14 protein-coding genes are annotated in these 17,013 nt (G+C 63.5%); 8 read left to right on the top strand and 6 right to left on the bottom strand.

What is annotated here, in order from left to right; all coding sequences use genetic code 11:
- Nucleotides 1–863 (bottom strand): UDP-glucose dehydrogenase family protein (locus tag ABIB73_RS22370; protein WP_354227369.1); only part of this gene is annotated, 863 nt, incomplete at its 3' end.
- A 193-nt stretch (nucleotides 864–1,056) separates the two neighbouring features.
- Between ABIB73_RS22370 and ABIB73_RS22365 the strand changes: the two genes are divergently transcribed.
- The 3 genes from ABIB73_RS22365 (at nucleotide 1,057) to ABIB73_RS22355 (ending at nucleotide 6,263) form a co-directional block, all read left to right on the top strand.
- Entirely contained in the window at nucleotides 1,057–2,124 is a 1,068-nt protein-coding gene (locus ABIB73_RS22365; RefSeq protein WP_354227367.1) for an acyltransferase family protein, read from the top strand.
- A 190-nt stretch (nucleotides 2,125–2,314) separates the two neighbouring features.
- Nucleotides 2,315–5,356, top strand: a complete 3,042-nt coding sequence (gene polA, locus ABIB73_RS22360) for a DNA polymerase I (RefSeq protein WP_354227364.1) — start codon at nucleotides 2,315–2,317, stop codon at nucleotides 5,354–5,356.
- Nucleotides 5,357–5,627: 271 nt separating this feature from the next.
- On the top strand, nucleotides 5,628–6,263 hold the full coding sequence (locus ABIB73_RS22355) for a LysE family translocator (protein WP_354227362.1): 636 nt from the start codon (nucleotides 5,628–5,630) through the stop codon (nucleotides 6,261–6,263).
- A 39-nt stretch (nucleotides 6,264–6,302) separates the two neighbouring features.
- Here the strand turns inward: ABIB73_RS22355 and ABIB73_RS22350 are convergent, their stop codons facing one another.
- Nucleotides 6,303–6,929: a glutathione S-transferase family protein gene (locus ABIB73_RS22350; protein WP_354227360.1), complete on the bottom strand. Its 627-nt coding sequence runs from the start codon at nucleotides 6,927–6,929 to the stop codon at nucleotides 6,303–6,305.
- Between the two features lie 185 nt (nucleotides 6,930–7,114).
- Between ABIB73_RS22350 and pyrE the strand changes: the two genes are divergently transcribed.
- Nucleotides 7,115–7,678 carry an orotate phosphoribosyltransferase gene (pyrE, locus tag ABIB73_RS22345; RefSeq protein WP_354227358.1) on the top strand — a complete coding sequence of 188 codons (564 nt, stop codon included), beginning with the start codon at nucleotides 7,115–7,117 and terminating at the stop codon, nucleotides 7,676–7,678.
- A 252-nt stretch (nucleotides 7,679–7,930) separates the two neighbouring features.
- Nucleotides 7,931–8,692, top strand: a complete 762-nt coding sequence (locus ABIB73_RS22340; protein WP_354227397.1) for a DUF2865 domain-containing protein — start codon at nucleotides 7,931–7,933, stop codon at nucleotides 8,690–8,692.
- A gap of 135 nt (nucleotides 8,693–8,827) precedes the next feature.
- On the opposite strand, the gene ABIB73_RS22335 is transcribed toward ABIB73_RS22340, so the two are convergent.
- Complete coding sequence (locus ABIB73_RS22335) at nucleotides 8,828–9,259, bottom strand: hypothetical protein (protein ID WP_354227356.1); 432 nt, start codon at nucleotides 9,257–9,259, stop codon at nucleotides 8,828–8,830.
- A gap of 195 nt (nucleotides 9,260–9,454) precedes the next feature.
- Between ABIB73_RS22335 and ABIB73_RS22330 the strand changes: the two genes are divergently transcribed.
- Entirely contained in the window at nucleotides 9,455–9,745 is a 291-nt protein-coding gene (locus tag ABIB73_RS22330; RefSeq protein WP_354227355.1) for a GIY-YIG nuclease family protein, read from the top strand.
- 64 nt (nucleotides 9,746–9,809) lie between these two features.
- Here the strand turns inward: ABIB73_RS22330 and ABIB73_RS22325 are convergent, their stop codons facing one another.
- Nucleotides 9,810–10,055, bottom strand: a complete 246-nt coding sequence (locus ABIB73_RS22325) for a hypothetical protein (protein ID WP_354227353.1) — start codon at nucleotides 10,053–10,055, stop codon at nucleotides 9,810–9,812.
- Between the two features lie 206 nt (nucleotides 10,056–10,261).
- Here ABIB73_RS22325 and ABIB73_RS22320 point away from each other — a divergent pair, with 206 nt between their 5' ends.
- Both ABIB73_RS22320 and ABIB73_RS22315 read left to right on the top strand, forming a co-directional pair.
- The gene (locus ABIB73_RS22320; RefSeq protein ID WP_354227351.1) at nucleotides 10,262–12,787 is read left to right on the top strand and encodes a glycogen/starch/alpha-glucan phosphorylase; all 2,526 of its coding nucleotides are present in this window, start codon (nucleotides 10,262–10,264) and stop codon (nucleotides 12,785–12,787) included.
- Nucleotides 12,788–13,015: 228 nt separating this feature from the next.
- On the top strand, nucleotides 13,016–13,831 hold the full coding sequence (locus ABIB73_RS22315; protein ID WP_354227349.1) for an acyl-CoA thioesterase: 816 nt from the start codon (nucleotides 13,016–13,018) through the stop codon (nucleotides 13,829–13,831).
- A gap of 45 nt (nucleotides 13,832–13,876) precedes the next feature.
- Here ABIB73_RS22315 and ABIB73_RS22310 read toward each other — a convergent pair whose 3' ends face one another.
- Nucleotides 13,877–15,076, bottom strand: coding sequence for an ABC transporter substrate-binding protein (locus ABIB73_RS22310; protein ID WP_354227347.1), 1,200 nt, complete (start codon nucleotides 15,074–15,076; stop codon nucleotides 13,877–13,879).
- 81 nt (nucleotides 15,077–15,157) lie between these two features.
- Entirely contained in the window at nucleotides 15,158–16,996 is a 1,839-nt protein-coding gene (locus tag ABIB73_RS22305; protein ID WP_354227345.1) for an AMP-dependent synthetase/ligase, read from the bottom strand.
- Nucleotides 16,997–17,013: the final 17 nt, after the last annotated feature.

Here is a 17,013-nt window from a genome sequence, read left to right as displayed (position 1 = left end):
ACGGATTCGACGATGCGCAGGCTCACGTCGTAATCCTGCGCGATCTTGATCAGCGCCTTGGTGTCCTTCGGGAAGCACGAGCCGCCGAAGCCGGGGCCGGCGTGCAGGAACTTGGTGCCGATGCGATTGTCCAGGCCGATGCCGCGCGCGACCTCCTGCACGTTGGCGCCGACTTTTTCCGAGAGATCGGCGATCTCGTTGATGAAGGTGATCTTGGTCGCGAGGAACGCGTTCGCGGCGTATTTGATCATCTCGGCGGTGCGGCGCTCCGTGAACATCAAGGGCGCCTGGTTCAGCGACAGCGGACGGTAGATATCGCCCATCACCTTGCGGCCGCGCTCGTCGGAGGTGCCGACCACGACGCGATCGGGGAACTTGAAGTCGCGGATCGCCGCGCCCTCGCGCAGGAACTCGGGATTGGAGGCGACCACGACGTCGGCTGACGGATTGGTCTCGCGGATGATGCGCTCGACCTCGTCGCCGGTGCCGACCGGCACGGTCGATTTCGTCACCACGACGGTGAAGCCGGACAGCGACTGCGCGATCTCGCGCGCCGCGGCGTAGACGTAGGAGAGATCGGCATGACCGTCACCGCGGCGCGACGGCGTGCCGACCGCGATGAACACGGCATCCGCATCCGCGACCGGCTTGGACAGGTCGGTGGTGAAATCGAGCCGCTTGGCCTTGACGTTGGTCGCGACCAGCTCGTCCAGCCCGGGCTCGTAGATCGGAATCTCGCCGCGATGAAGGCTAGCAATCTTCTTCTCGTCCTTGTCGACGCAGGTGACGTCGTGACCGAAATCCGCAAAGCAGGCCCCGGACACCAGTCCCACATACCCCGTGCCGATCATCGCGATGCGCATGAAAAACCCTGTTTTGGCTTGGTTAACGAAACCCCAATGCGGGGCGGTTTAGCATTTTCCCGATGGTCGGGAACAGTCCGCACGCAAAAACCGGCACACGAATTGTACCGGTAAAGAAATCGTAAGCCGCAAGGCGCCACACTGCCCCAGGCCCAGACAGAGCCGGGCGGAACACGCTTCGAACAGGGACACCATGACACCATCAGGCACAATCGCCGCGAGCGGGAGCTCCAACGCCCCGGCTACCGCGCGTGTCGACTGGGTCGATTACGCCAAGGGCATCTGCATTGTCATGGTGGTGATGATGCATTCCGTGCTGGGGGTCGAGCTCGCCGCCGGCGAGACCGGTTTCATGCATGTGCTGGTGGCCTTCGCAAAGCCGTTCCGGATGCCGGACTTCTTCCTGATTTCGGGCCTGTTCCTGCCCCTGGTGATCGATCGGGACTGGCGAACCTATCTCGACCGCAAGGTGGTGCATTTCGCTTATTTTTATGTCGTCTGGGTGACAATCCAGTTCGGCTTCAAGGCGCCCGCCTTCGCCGCCGAAACCGGCTGGCACGACGTTGGCCTCTTGTATCTCGAATCCTTCATCGAGCCGTTCGGCACGCTCTGGTTCATCTATCTCCTGCCGGTGTTCTTCGTCGTCACAAAACTGACACGGCGAATCCCCCCGCTCGCAATCTTGATCGTGGCCACCGCGCTGGAGACGGCGCGCATCACGACCGGCTGGACCGCGATCGACGAGTTCTGCGCGCGCGTCGTCTATTTCTATTCGGGCTATCTGTTTGCGCCTTACGTGTTCGCGCTGTCGGACCGCGCCCGCAAGCATCCCGGACTCGCGCTCGCGGCGCTCGCGGCCTGGGCACTGGTCAATGCAAGCGTGGTCGCGTTCGGCGCGAGCGAATGGAAGATCGTGTCGCTCGTGCTCGGCTTTGCCGGTGCCTGCGCCATCATCACGTCAGGCACGCTGCTCGCGCGCGCGCATTGGCTGAACGCCTTGCGCTTCTGCGGCGAGAATTCGATCGTGATCTACCTCGCCTTCTTCCTGCCGATGGCGGCGACGCGGACACTGCTGCTGCGCACCGGCATCATTCCCGACATCGGCATGGTGTCGCTGATCGTCACCATTGTGGGCGTGATTGGAGCACTCGCGATCTGGCAGGCCGTGCTGCGGCTCGGTGGCCATTTCCTGTTCGAGCGGCCGAATGTATTCTGGATCGCGCCGAAGAAGGCGGGCGCGGTGTTGCAGGCGGCGGAGTAATCCGTTCGCTGTCGTCGCCCGGCTTGACCGGACCCAGTATTCCAGAGACGGCGATTATCGACCGATAGGCCGCGGCGTACTGGATTCCCCCAGTCAAGCCGGGGAATGACAGTGGGGATAGCTGCGCCAGCAACCCGAAAATCGCCCATCCAAGGCTGTCAAAGCCCGCAAAAATTCATACATTGCGGCCATGCCCAAAACATCCCCGAAGACCGCCGCCAAAGCCGACACCAAGCCCGCTGCTGACAAGCCTGCTGCCAAACCGGTCGCAGCCAAAGCGGCCGGCAAGGGCGACCACATCTTCCTGGTCGACGGTTCCGGCTACATCTTCCGCGCCTATCACGCGCTGCCGCCGCTGAACCGCAAGTCCGATGGTCTTCAGGTCAATGCCGTGCTCGGCTTCTGCAACATGCTGTGGAAGCTGCTCCGCGACATGCCCGCCGACAACCGGCCGACGCATCTGGCGATCGTGTTCGACAAGTCGGAAGTCACCTTCCGCAACAAGATCTATCCCGAATACAAGGCGCATCGGCCGCCGGCGCCGGACGATCTGATCCCGCAATTCGCGCTGATCCGCGAGGCCGTGCGCGCCTTCGACCTGCCCTGCCTGGAACAGGGCGGCTTCGAGGCCGACGATCTGATCGCGACCTATGCGCGTGAGGCCGGCGAGCGCGGCGCGACGACGACGATCGTCTCGTCAGACAAGGATCTAATGCAGCTCGTCACCGACAAGGTCGTCATGTACGACACCATGAAGGATCGCCGCATCGGCATCCCCGAGGTGATCGAGAAGTTCGGCGTGCCGCCGGAGAAGGTGGTCGAAGTGCAGGCGCTGGCCGGCGATTCCACCGACAACGTGCCGGGCGTGCCCGGCATCGGCATCAAGACCGCGGCGCAACTGATCGTCGAATATGGCGATCTTGAGCAACTCCTGTTCCGCGCCACCGAGATCAAGCAGCCGAAGCGGCGCGAGGCGCTGATCGAGAATGCCGAAAAGGCGCGGATCTCACGGAAACTCGTGTTGCTCGACGACAAGGTCGAGCTGGAGGTGCCGCTCGACGACCTCGCCGTCCACGAGCCCGACGCGCGCAAGCTGGTCGCCTTCCTGAAGGCGATGGAGTTTTCCACGCTGACGCGCCGCGTCGCCGACTATTCGCAGATCGATCCCGCCAATGTCGATGCCGATGTGGCGAACAGCAGCGAGGCACGCGGTGGCGACGGCGCGGCCAAGACAATTTCGTCCGAGACGTCCGGCGATCTCTTCGCCAGCCCTGCCGCAACGGCCAGGGGTGGCGACAAGGGTGACAAGGGCACCAGCCTCAAGGGCGCGCCGATCTCACTTGCCGCCGCGCGCGAGGAGGCTTTGCGAAAGCTCCCCGTCGATCGCGGCAAATATCAGACGATCAAAAATCTCGTCGAGCTCGACGCCTTTGTTGCGCGCATCCATGATGCCGGCCACGTCGCGGTCGAGATCCGCGCCAACTCCATCGATCCGATGCAGGCCAACCTCTGCGGCATCGCGCTGGCGCTGGCGCCGAACGAGGCCTGCTATGTGCCGCTCGCGCACAAACAGTCCGGCGGCGGCGCGGGCCTGTTCGATGCGGGTCTCGCACCGGACCAGGTCAAGCATGCCGATGCGATCGAGGCGCTCCGGCCTGTGCTGGAATCCGCCGGCATCCTCAAGATCGGCTTCGACGTCAAATTCACCGCCGTCATGCTGGCACAGCACGGCATCACCTTGCGCAACACCGATGACGCGCAACTGATCTCCTATGTGCTCGACGCCGGCCGCGGCTCGCATGGACTCGAAGCGCTCGCCGAGCGCTGGTTCGGTCACGCCATGCTGAAGGAGAGTGAGCTGCTCGGCAGCGGCAAGGGCAAGATCACCTTCGACCAGGTGCCGATCGAGAAAGCCACGCCGCTGTCGGCCGAGGGCGCCGATATGATCTTGCGCGCGTGGCGCGTGCTGAAGCCGCGCCTCGTCGCCGAGCACATGACCGCGGTCTATGAGACCCTGGAGCGGCCGCTGGTCGCGGTGCTCGCGCGGATGGAGCGGCGCGGCATCTCGATCGACCGCCAGGTGCTGTCGCGTCTCTCCGGCGACTTCGCCCAGACTGCGGCGCGGGTCGAGGCCGAGATCCAGGAGATCGCCGGCGAGCCGGTCAATGTCGGCAGCCCCAAGCAGATTGGCGACATCCTGTTCGGCAAGATGGGGCTGTCCGGCGGCACCAAGACCAAGACCGGCGCATGGTCGACCACCGCGCAGGTGCTCGACGAGCTCGCCGAGCAGGGCCACGATTTCCCGAAGAAGATTCTGGAGTGGCGCCAGGTCTCCAAGCTGAAATCGACCTACACCGATGCGCTGCCGACCTACGTCAATCCGCAGACCCATCGCGTCCACACGACCTACGCGCTGGCCGCGACCACGACGGGCCGGCTGTCGTCGAACGAACCGAATTTGCAGAACATCCCGGTGCGCACCGAGGACGGCCGCAAAATTCGGCGCGCCTTCATCGCGACGCCCGGGCACAAGCTCGTCTCCGCCGACTATTCGCAGATCGAGCTGCGGCTGCTCGCCGAGATCGCCGACATTCCCGTGCTGAAGCAGGCGTTCAAGGACGGACTCGACATTCACGCCATGACCGCGTCGGAGATGTTCGGCGTGCCGATCAAGGGCATGCCGAGCGAAATCCGCCGCCGTGCGAAAGCGATCAATTTCGGCATCATCTACGGCATCTCGGCGTTTGGTCTCGCCAATCAGCTCGGCATCGCGCGCGAAGAGGCCTCGGCCTATATCAAGAAGTATTTCGAGCGCTTCCCCGGCATCCGCGCCTATATGGACGAGACCCGCGATTTCTGCCGGAGCCACGGCTATGTCACCACGCTGTTTGGCCGCAAGTGCCACTATCCCGACATCAAGGCGTCGAATGCCTCGGTGCGCGCCTTCAACGAGCGTGCCGCGATCAACGCGCGGCTTCAGGGCACCGCCGCCGACATCATCCGTCGCGCCATGACGCGGGTGGAGGACGCACTCGCGGAGAGGAAGCTCTCGGCGCAGATGCTGCTTCAGGTGCATGACGAACTGATCTTCGAGGTGCCGGACGCGGAGGTCGAAGCGACGCTGCCGGTCGTGCAGCACGTCATGCAGGACGCGCCGTTCCCCGCCGTGCTGCTCTCGGTGCCGCTGCATGTGGATGCCCGCGCGGCGACGAACTGGGACGAGGCGCATTGAACTTCTCTTACCCCTCCCCGCTTGCGACTGAGGCCACACACACGGTGTCGTCCCGGCGAAGGCCGGGACCCATAACCACAGGATAGAGTTAGGCGAAGATTGCCCACTACGATCTCGCATCACAACTTCTCGCTGGGGTATGAGTCCCGGCCTTCGCCGGGACGACGTTGGGGGTAAGACGCGGGAATCGAATTGTCCTCCGAGCAATTGCGCGGTGGCTCCGTCGTCCCCCGCATATTAGAACCACCGCATCTCCCGCACCGGTTCACCCATGCCCCACACCTCCGCCTTGCTCGGCTTCGCTCTCGTCTGCCTTGGTCTCGTGCTCACGCCCGGACCGAACATGATCTATCTGATCTCGCGCTCGATCACGCAGGGACCGGCCGCGGGCATCGTCTCGCTCGGCGGTGTGGCGCTCGGCTTCGTGGTCTACATGCTGGCCGCGGCGTTTGGCATCACGGCGCTGCTGCTCGCCATTCCCTTCGCCTATGACGCGTTGCGCTTTGCGGGTGCCGGTTATCTGCTGTGGCTGGCCTGGCAGGCGGTGAAGCCCGGCGGACGCTCGCCGTTCCAGGTCAAGCAGCTTTCGATCGACAGCCCGCGCAAATTGTTCGCGATGGGGCTCGTCACCAATTTGCTCAATCCGAAGATCGCGATGCTCTATCTCGCGCTGCTGCCGCAGTTCATCGATCCGACCGCCGGCAGCGTGCTGATGCAGTCAGTGGTGCTGGGCGCGATCCAGATCGCGCTCAGCGTCAGCGTCAACGCCATGATCGCGCTCGCCGCCGGATCAATCGCGCTGTTCCTGACGAGTCGGCCAAGCTGGATGCTGGTGCAGCGCTGGCTGATGGGTACGGTTCTGGCCGGGCTCGCGGTGCGGATGGCGGTGGAGGCCAAGAAGGTGTGAGCTTTCTTACCCTCCCCTGGAGGGAGGGTAAGAGAAAGATCAATCCAGCTTCGCGTCCATCCCGCGCTTCACCGCCGGGCGCGCCATCAGGGCTTCGTACCAGCGCTTGACGTTGGGAAAATCGGCCAGCTCAACCTTGTGGCGAGGATGGCGCCAGGCCCAGCCCAGGATGGCAAAGTCGGCGACCGAGAGGTCGCCAGCGACGAAATCGCGGCCGTCGAGGCGGCGGTCCAGCACGCCATAGAGCCGGCGCGTCTCCGCCATGTAGCGCTTCAGGCCATAGGCGCGGTCCTGCTCGTTCTCGAGGGCAATGAAATGGTGCACCTGGCCCGGCATCGGCCCGAAGCCGCCCATCTGCCACATCAGCCATTCATAGACGGGGATCCGGCCCGAAAGTGATTTCGGCAGGAATTTGCCGGTCTTTTCGCCCAGATAGAGCAGGATCGCGCCGGACTCGAAGATGCTGACCGGTTTGCCGTCCGGCCCCTCGGGATCGACGATTGCGGGGATCTTGTTGTTCGGGGAGAGCTTGAGGAACCCAGGCGCCATCTGCTCGCCCTTGCTGATGTTCACCGGGATTACCTTGTAGGGCAGCCCCATTTCCTCCAGCGCGACCGAGATTTTGCGGCCGTTCGGCGTGTTCCAGGTGTGCAGCTCGATGGTCATGCCCAGTTTCCTTGCCCTGTTTCCGTCCCCGAGATATCGGGCATCCAACTACTCCAGAAAGTTGCAGCCCTACAACCGGCAGACCGAGATGGCCGATCCCTGTTGACGGGACCCGCCCCCTCTGGAATGTCACCGCCGTGGCGGATAAATTCCGCTTCCGCCAAAAACGCTCCCGAGGGACCGCAGTGTCGAAATCAGCCTCCCGCGCCCGCCTGTTCGAAATCATCCGCCGGCGCTCCTTCGGCCGCGGCGAGGTGACGCTCGCGTCGGGCCGCAAGAGCGATTTCTACTTCAACCTCAAGCCGACCATGCTGGACCCGGAGGGCGCGACGCTGCTTGCCGAGCTCACCTACGAGACGCTGAAGGACGACCAGCTCGATTTCATCGGCGGTCTCGAGATGGGCGCGGTGCCGCTGGCCGGCGCGCTCGCGCAGATCTCCTGGATCAAGGGGCATCCGATCGCAGCATTCTTCGTGCGCAAGAAGCCGAAGGAGCACGGCGCGAAGCTCGCGATCGAGGGCCTCCCCAGGGGCGAGACGCTCGAGGGCAAGCGCGTCGTGATCGTCGAGGACGTCACCACCACGGGCGGCTCGGCCATGAAGGCGGTGGAATCCGTGCGCGAGACCGGCGCCGAGGTGGTGCTGGTGCTGACCATGGTCGACCGCGAGGAAGGCGCCGACGACACCTTCGGCGCGGCAGGCCTGCCGTTCCGCTCGCTGTACAAGGCATCGGAATTCTTGAAGGCCTAAGGCGATGCGGCGACATTCTCCGTCGTCATCGTGGGCGTGACATGGAAGCAACGCCGTCCGTCAAAGCTGTAGCCGGCCTTAAAGAGGTCACTGCCTCGTCTTGAAACCGCCTCGCGGCAACTGCTCATTTACCATCGCGCATTATGGTGAATCGTGTGCCGAGATCTCGAATGGTCCTGGCCGGTTCAGTAGCGTCGGGTGGAGTGAGCATTGCGTACAGAGTTGTCCCATGCGCGGCGGCAGCGTCGTGCGGTGCTTGTAGTCGCCATCCTTGCGGGCCCCATGCTCGCGGCCCCGGCCCCCGTTTCGGCCGAAGGCCTGTTCGACTTCTTCTTCGGCGGAATGCAGCGACCGCAGCCGCAGCAGGGGAACTCCTCGACCGACCCCTTCACCGGCCAGCAAAATCCGGCGAACCAGCAATACGTGCCGCCAACACGCGCGGCGAGCGGCTCAGGCCCGGCCTTTTGCGTGCGCAGTTGCGACGGCAAATATTTTCCGCTGATGCGCGGCACCGCCTCGCCGGCGCAGATGTGTCAGGCCTTCTGTCCTGCCACCGCCACAAAGATCTTCTTCGGCTCCAGTATCGACGGCGCCACTGCCCAGACCGGCGAGCGCTACGCCGACAGCGAGAACGCATTCGCCTATCGCAAGGCGCTGCGCGCGGACTGCACCTGCAATGGCCGCGAGCCGGTCGGGCTTGCCCCGGTCGATCTCGCGCTCGACAGCTCGCTGAAAGCAGGCGACGTCATCGCCACCACCGACGGCCTCGTCGCCTATACCGGCATTCGCCTCGGCAACGACCAGACCGCGGAGTTCATCCCGGTCGCCTCCTTTCCTGGCCTCACCGCGCAGGTCCGCGCGCGTCTCGGCGAGATGAAGGTCGCTCCGGTGCGGGCAGAGACGGTGGCGGCGGATGCGCCGGCATCGGCAGAAACCGTCCGTGAAACATTGCCTGATGTGACCGGGCCGAAGACACAGGCGCAGAAGCCGGCGAAGCGCGCGGGGCTAGATTAATTCGCTCTCGTGTCCCGGACGCGGTGCAGCGCGTAGCGCTGCTCCGCAGAGCCGGGACCCAGTGTCCCACGCGCATGGGCCCCGGCTCTGCAGCGCACCGCCGAAGAAGCGCTGCGCTGCGTCCGGGGCACGAGATCACCGCCCGATAATCACTCCGATCACATTCGGCGCGGCCAGGTATTTCTCCTCGATGGCCGCGCGGGCGGCGGCGCGATTGTCCGCCGTGAGGAGGCCACGCTTCTCGGCCAAGATCATCCAGCAAAAACCCCACCAGTCGGTCAGCATGCCCGCCTCGTCGACGAGGTCGTAGCCCTGTTCGGCCGCGAAGATGCGCGCATGCGCTTCGTCCAGCGTGTCGAGGAACAGATGGTCCTCGGCCGCGAACAGATCGTCGCTGACGTCATCGATGGTGTAGCCCCAGATCGACTGGCACACCGCATTGAACTCGCGGTCGAACTGGTCGTCATCGACAGCGTAACGCCGCGCCGCCTGATGCAGCCGCGACAGCGAGCGCGCGAAATCCGCGATCCGGGTGAGGGCAAATTGATCGAAGGCAATGGTGGACATGTAGTCCTCGCGACGTCTGGCAGACCCCAGATATTGTGTCGGCAACGCACCGAATCACAATGATATATCAAAGACTTGCTAAAGTGTTCTTAATTTGTTCTATTACTGCAAGCGATTGTTTGAAGACGTCGTCCTGGCGAAAGCCAGGACCCATTAGCCCGGTCAGCGTTGCTCTTGCGAGAGCTTGAGCCACCCATGAGCGCAGGCAGCTACTACGTCTATATCCTCGCAAGCCGCCATCACGGGACGCTGTACATCGGCGTCACGAACGACATCCGCGCGCGGCTTGAGTTACACCGGTCGGGTCGAGGCTCCAGGTTCGTGCACAGGTACAAAATCTTCCGCCTCGTGCATGTCGAAACACTCGCGACACCGCAGGAAGCGATCGCGCGCGAGAAGCAATTGAAGTTCTGGAAGCGCGACTGGAAAATCAAGCTGATCGAAGAGGAAAATCCCGACTGGAATGACCGGTCGAGGCTTCTCTGACAGTCGGGGTAATGGGTCCTGGCTTTCGCCAGGACGACACTTTCTTTGTAGCGCGACTTTCCCCTCAATTCGCCGCCGACATCAACCTATCCCCGCACGCATTCGCATAAAACTTGCCGCCGCATTGACGCTTGATGGCGGCGCAGCGGGCGGCGGGGGACGCATTTTGCGGAACGGTAAAGCCGCAGCTCAGCCCATCGGCGCTGCGGCCGGACCTACCGGCGGCGAATGCGGCGCTGGAGGCGGCGATGCAGACGACGAGCAGGACAGAAATGGCGATCTCGATCATCAGTCGCATCAGCAGTTTCATGGGGCATCTCCTCCACACTGATGGCTGAATTGGCGGCCATTCTAGCAGCAAATCCGCGCTTTTCCGTGCTCGTCCGGGTTCCCAAACCGGCCCGTTCCTTGCATAATTTTACGCCAGCGCAGTGCACGGCCGCGCCAGCGATGGTTCCGGTGCAGGAGCAAGACGCGTAGGGTGAGTGGTGTTCTCGCGACCAGGAAGTGACGGCCTTGCAAGATCAATCGTTCCAGCCAAATTTCGCCGCCCTCGACCAACCCATCGATGAACTTGCGCTGGCTGAGATCAAAGGCGCGATCCTGGCGAAGCTGCGCCTTGCCATCGGCAAGGACGCGGGCATGGCGACCAAGCACGACTGGTATCAGGCCGCGGCGCTTACGTTGCGCGACCGCATCGTGCATCGCTGGCTCTCGGCCGAGAAGCGCAGCTACGATGCGGGGCGCAAGCGCGTCTATTATCTCTCGCTCGAATTCCTGATCGGCCGCCTCTTCACCGACGCACTCAACAACATGGGGCTGCTCAAGATCTTCGAGGTCGCGCTCGGCGATCTCGGCGTGTCGCTGCCTGAGTTGCGCAAATGCGAACCGGATGCGGCACTCGGCAATGGCGGTCTCGGGCGCCTCGCCGCCTGCTTCATGGAGAGCATGGCGACGTTGTCGATCCCCGCGATCGGCTACGGCATCCGCTACGATTACGGCCTGTTCCGCCAGATCATCAATCAGGGCTGGCAGCAGGAATATCCCGATGAGTGGCTCGGCTTCGGCAACCCCTGGGAATTGCAGCGGCCCGAGGTGATCTATCACGTCCATTTCGGCGGCGGCGTCGAACATGTCGACGACAAGGGCCGCGACCGCGCGATCTGGCATCCGGGCGAGACCGTGCAGGCGATCGCCTATGACACGCCGATCGTCGGCTGGCGCGGCCAGCACGTCAATGCGCTCCGCCTGTGGTCGGCGCGCTCGCCCGATCCGTTGAAGCTCGACGCCTTCAACAAGGGCGACTATGTCAGCGCCAGCGCCGAGCAGTCGCGCGCGGAAGCGATCTGCAAATTCCTCTATCCGAACGACGAGAGCCCGGCGGGCCGCGAGCTGCGGCTGCGCCAGGAGTATTTCTTCGTCTCCGCTTCGCTTCAGGACCTGGTCAATCGCCACCTTACCTCCGACGGGCAGCTTCGCAGCCTCGCGATGAAGGTCGCAGTGCAGCTCAACGACACCCATCCGAGCCTCGCCGTCACCGAGCTGATGCGCATCCTCGTCGACTTGCACAATTTCCGCTGGGACGAGGCGTGGAAGATCACGGTCGCGACGCTCTCCTACACCAATCACACGCTGCTGCCCGAGGCGCTCGAGACCTGGCCGGTCGAGCTGTTCGAGCGGCTGCTGCCGCGCCATCTCGAGATCATCTACCGCATCAACGTCCAGCATCTCGCGCTGGCCGAAGCGCGGGCGCCCGGCGACATCGACTTCCGCGCATCGGTCTCGCTGATCGACGAGAGGAGCGGCCGCCGCGTGCGCATGGGCCAGCTCGCCTTCGTCGGCTCGCACCGCATCAACGGCGTCTCGGCGATGCATTCCGACCTGATGCGCGAGACCGTGTTCCACGACCTCAACCATCTCTATCCCGGCCGCATCACCAACAAGACCAATGGCATCACCTTTCGCCGCTGGCTGATGCTGGCGAACCCGAAACTCACCGACCTGTTGCGCGAGACCTGCGGCGAGGCCGTGCTCGACGATCCGACCCAGCTCAGCCTGATCGAAGCCCGCGCCAGCGACGTCGAATTCCAGCGCAAATTCCGCGCCGTCAAGCTCCACAACAAGACGGCGCTGGCGCGCCTGATCGGCGAACGGCTCGGCATCAAGGTCGATCCGAACGCGCTGTTCGACGTGCAAATCAAGCGCATCCATGAATACAAGCGCCAGCTCCTGAACGTCATCGAGACGGTCGCGCTGTACCAGTCGATCAAGGACGACCCCAACGGCAACTGGGTGCCGCGGGTGAAGATTTTTGCGGGCAAGGCCGCGGCGAGCTACCGCTACGCCAAGCTGATCATCAAGCTGATCAATGATGTCGCCGAGGTCGTCAACAATGATGCCGCGATCGGCGGCAAGCTGAAAGTCGTCTTCCTACCCGACTACAATGTCAGCCTTGCGGAGGTCATCATTCCCGCGGCCGACCTGTCCGAGCAGATCTCGACCGCCGGCATGGAAGCCTCCGGCACCGGCAACATGAAGCTGGCGCTGAACGGCGCCATCACCATCGGCACGCTCGACGGCGCCAATATCGAAATCCGCGACCATGTCGGCGTGGAGAATATCGCGATCTTCGGCATGGAGGCCGGCGACGTGATGATCCGTCGCAAGCAGGGGCTGGATGCCTCGGACGTGATCCGCAAATCGCCAAAGCTCCAGCGCGCCATCAATTCGATCGGCGCCGGCGAGTTCTCGCCCGGCGATCCCGGACGGTTCGAATCCATCGCGCACGCTTTGCGCTATCTCGACCACTACATGGTCAGCGCAGACTTCGATTCCTATTTCGAGGCACAGCGCAGCATTGACGCGCGCTGGCAGGTGGCACCGGCCTGGACCCGCGCCTCCATCCTCAACGTAGCGCGCATGGCGTGGTTCTCGTCCGATCGCACCATCCGCGAATATGCCGAGGAGATCTGGAACGTGCCGGTCAATCCGATCACGCCGCCGTTCCAGGAGGCAGAAGACCTGCGCGACGCGGCGAGCTGATTTTCCGCAGCGTGAAATCGGCGTTACCTGCGAGGTTATTGCGTCCGGTGCGGACGATCATGATATGATCGTCATCATTCCCAGGAGACGACGCCGGTGAGGCCGACGTCGAAACCTCAAACACCGTCATTCCGAGCGCGGCGAAACAATCCAGACTGTCCCCGCGGAAAGACTCTGGATTGCTTCGCTACGCGCGCAATGACGATGGGCCGGCATCGAGGACCAATAATGCACGCCAAGCTTCCGCACCCGTTCGACGACGCCACCCGCATCACCGCCGGTGACAGCAGTTGGCAGGGGCACACCAGCGACGATTACTGGGCCTTTGTCGGGCCGTTCGGCGGCGCCACCGCCGCGACCATCCTGCGCGCGCTGATCGATCATCCGCAGCGCGCCGGCGATCCGCTGGCGGTGACCGTCAACTACTGCGCACCGATCGCCAAGGGTCCGTTTGACCTGGACGTGCGGCTGGTGAAGGCCAATCGCTCCAGCCAGCATTGGAGCGTCGAACTGTCGCAGGGCGGCGGCGAGGTCGCAACGCTCGTCACCGCCGTGTTTGCCGAACGCCGGCCGTCCTGGGAGCACAGGGTGGCGAAATATCCGGACGCCACGGCATTCGAGCAGACGCTGCCGTTTCCAAAGATCTCGGCATCCTGGGCCAATCAGTATGAATTCCGTTTCGTCGAGGGCGAGATGCGGATCGGCCCGCCGCAGGCCGAGTTCGCCAGCACCTATTCGAAGGTCTGGATCGGCGACCGCGAGCCGCGCAAGCTCGACATGCTGTCGCTGATGTCGATGTCGGACGCCTTCTTCGGCCGCATCTTCCATGCGCGGCGCGAGCTGGTGCCGTTCGGCACGGTATCGCTGACAACCTATTTCCACACCGACGCGGACGAGCTTGCGGCCGAAGACATCACCCGCGTGCTCGCCACCGCCGATTCAAAGATCATGCACAGGAGCTACGCCGACCAGAACGCCGAGCTGTGGTCACCGAACGGGAGACTGCTCGCGACCACGACGCAGATCGCGTATTTCAAGGCGTAAACTTCTCCTCTCCCTCTCCCCGCTCTTCGCGGGGAGAGGCGAAGATCAAAACATCAGATTGTCCTTCACCAGCACCCAGCGGCCGGCCTTGACCTGCTGGACCTGGGTGACGGTGTTGGCGAGGTGGTCGGTCTTGGAAAACTTCGTCGGCGGCGAGTTGAAGATGTCGAGGAACTTGTCGCCTGCCTCAAGCGAGTCCAGCATCTTCTGCCCGGTCAGGTCCTTGCCTGCCTTGTTCGCGTAAAAGGCGAATGTCATGACCGCGTTGTAGCCGATGATCGCCTGCGTGTTGGCGTCGGTGTTGAACATCTTCTTGTAGTTGATAAGCCAGTCGTGGACCTTGCCCTTGGCGGTGTCCTCATAGGGAATTTCGAAGCCCGACGCCGCATAAAGCCCCTCGACGGCCTCCTTGCCGAGCGTCGGCACTTCCAGCACGTTGGTCGGCGTGGCGCCGAGGAAGGTGACGTCCCAGCCGAGCTTCCTGGCTTCCGTCATCGCGCCGATAGTCTCGCGGATCACGGTGCCGAGCACGACGAGGTCGCAGCCATCGGACTTCATCTTTGCGACCTGCGCGCTGAAGTCGGAGGCGCCGCGCTTGTAGCTTGTCACCGAGGCTGCCTGCACCTTCATCGCAGCAAGCTGCTGGTTGAAGCCGTCGAGCACGTTCTTCCCGTACTCGTCATCCTGGTGCATGATGCAGGGCTTCTGGAAACCCTTCCACTCCATCATGTATTTCAGCGCCGCCCGCGTGCTCTCGACGTAGGGCAGCAGGTTGTTGAACTTCAGCCGCTCCTGCGGCTTGGCCGGATCGAACTTGAAGGTGAACTCGGCGGCCGTCAGCGGAAACAGCTGGAGCACACCGGCGTCGAACAGGATGTCCTGCGCGGCGAGCACCGTCGGCGAGCCCATCGGGCCGATCATTGCAAAGATCTTGTCGCGCTCGACCATCTTCTGCGAGGCGAGCACGGCCTTCTTCGGATCGTAGCCGTTGTCCTCCAGGATCATCTTGATCTTGCGCCCCTGGATGCCGCCGGCCGCATTGATCTCCTCGACCGCCATCTTCATGCCGTTGGAGACCGGCACACCCCACACCTTGATCGGGCCCGACAGATCCTGATGGGTGCCGATGACGATCTCGTTGGCCGAGATGCCTTCATTGGTGACCTTGGTTTGCGCTACGGCCGGCAGACAGGTGAGCGCCACCGCACCCACAGCAAGGCCGAACGCTCTCAACGATCTCGACATTGACGTCTCCTCTCCATAAAGGCCCGTGTTGCGCGAAGGGCGGGGCCACGGCTCCTTCGCTTTCTCAAATTGGCAGGCCCGTCACGCCACCGCGCGCTGGCGATACATCGCATCGATTTCCGCGGCGTACCGCTTGTTCACAAAATTGCGCTTCAGCTTCATGGTCGGCGTCAGCTCCTCGTCCTCCGGCGTGAGCTGGCGTTCGATCAGGTAAAACTTCTTGATGGTCTCGACGCGGGCGAAATTGCCGTTGACCTGTTCGATCTCGCGCCAGATCAGGTCCTGGATCTCGGTCGCCCGGCACAGGCTGGCGTAATTGGTGAAGGGGATGTCGTGGTCCTGGGCGAACTTCTCGACGTTCTCCTGGTCGATCATGACGAGGCAGGTGAGATAGGCCCGCTGGTCGCCGATCACGACGGCGTCCGAAATGTAGGGCGAGAACTTGAGCTGGTTCTCGATCTCCGACGGCGTGATGTTCTTGCCGCCGGAGGTGATGATGATGTCCTTCATCCGGTCAGTGATTTTGACGAAGCCTTCGTTGTCGATCGTGCCGACGTCGCCGGTCCGCAGCCAGCCACGCGGGTCGATGGTCTCCGCAGTCTTCTCCGGCTGGTTGAGATAGCCCATGAACAGGAAGTCGCCCTTGATCAGGATCTCGCCCTCGGGCGAGAGCGCGACCTCGCCCCAGGACACGGCCTTGCCGACCGAGCCGAGCTTGATGCGCTCCGCCGGCATCATGGTGGCGACGCCGCAATTCTCGGTCTGGCCGTAGACCTCGTGGATGTCGATGCCGAGCGCAAGATACCAACGAATCAAATCCGGCGCGATCGGCGCTGCACCCGTGAACGCGATGCGGCAGCGGTCGAGCCCGATCATGCGGCGGATGTTGCGGAACGCGAGCCGGTAGGCGAGGCGGTTGGCCAAACGAAGTGAAAGCGGCGGCGTCTTGCCCTCGATCCGGCATTCGACCATGCGGTAGCCGATGCCGATGGCGCGGCGGTAGACCCATTGCTGGAACGGCGTCGCGTCCTTCAGCGCGATAGTGATGGCGGAATAGAATTTTTCCCAGATGCGCGGCACCGCGAGGAACACCGTCGGCTGCACCTCGCGCAGATTGTCCGGCACGGTTTCGGGGCTCTCGGCAAAATTCATCACCGAACCGAGCGCGACCGAGATGTAGTAGCCGCCGATGCGTTCGGCGACGTGGCAGAGCGGCAGGAAGATCAGCCGGTCTTCGTCCTCCCACGCCGGAATGAAATCGTTGGCATGCCGCATCTGGTGCGTGACGCTGCGGTTGGCGTGCATGGCGCCCTTGGGCGGGCCGGTCGTGCCCGACGTATAGACAAGAACGGCAAGATCGCCGGCGCTGCGGCCGTTGATCATGTCCTGCCACAGCGCCTCGCGGCCGACCATGTGGTTGCGGCCGAGCGCGCGGAACTCGTCGAGCGACATCACCATGTCGTCGGAAAAGCCGCTGAGGCCCTCCATGTCGAACACGATGATCCTTCGTAGGCTGGGACAGCGCACGCGGCAGGCGAGGATCTTGTCGAGCTGCTCCTCGTCCTCGGCGAAGATCACACTGGTCCGGGAATCATTGAGGAGATATTCGACCTGGGCCGCGGCATCGGTCGGATAGATTCCGGAGGAGACGCCGCCGGCGCATAATATGCCCATGTCGGCATAGACCCACTCGGGCACGGCGTTGGCGATGATGGAAGCGACGTCGCCCGGCATGAAGCCGGTCGCGTGAAGCGCGTAGGCGATCTCCTTCGAGATCGCCAGCCATTCGCGCCAGCTGGTCGGTTGCCAGATGCCGAATGTCTTCTCGCGGATGGCCGGCCTGTCGCCGCGCGTCTCCGCTGCGCGCAAAAAGCTCCTCGCGATCGTATCGGCGACCGTCAGCACCGCCGGTCGGGCCATGCGCGTCTCCTCCTTGT

Origin of the sequence: Bradyrhizobium sp. F1.4.3 (assembly GCF_040548375.1) — a bacterium.
Lineage (GTDB): Bacteria > Pseudomonadota > Alphaproteobacteria > Rhizobiales > Xanthobacteraceae > Bradyrhizobium.
The sequence above is the reverse complement of the archived record's forward strand: the minus strand, read 5'-3'. Positions and strand labels throughout refer to the sequence as shown.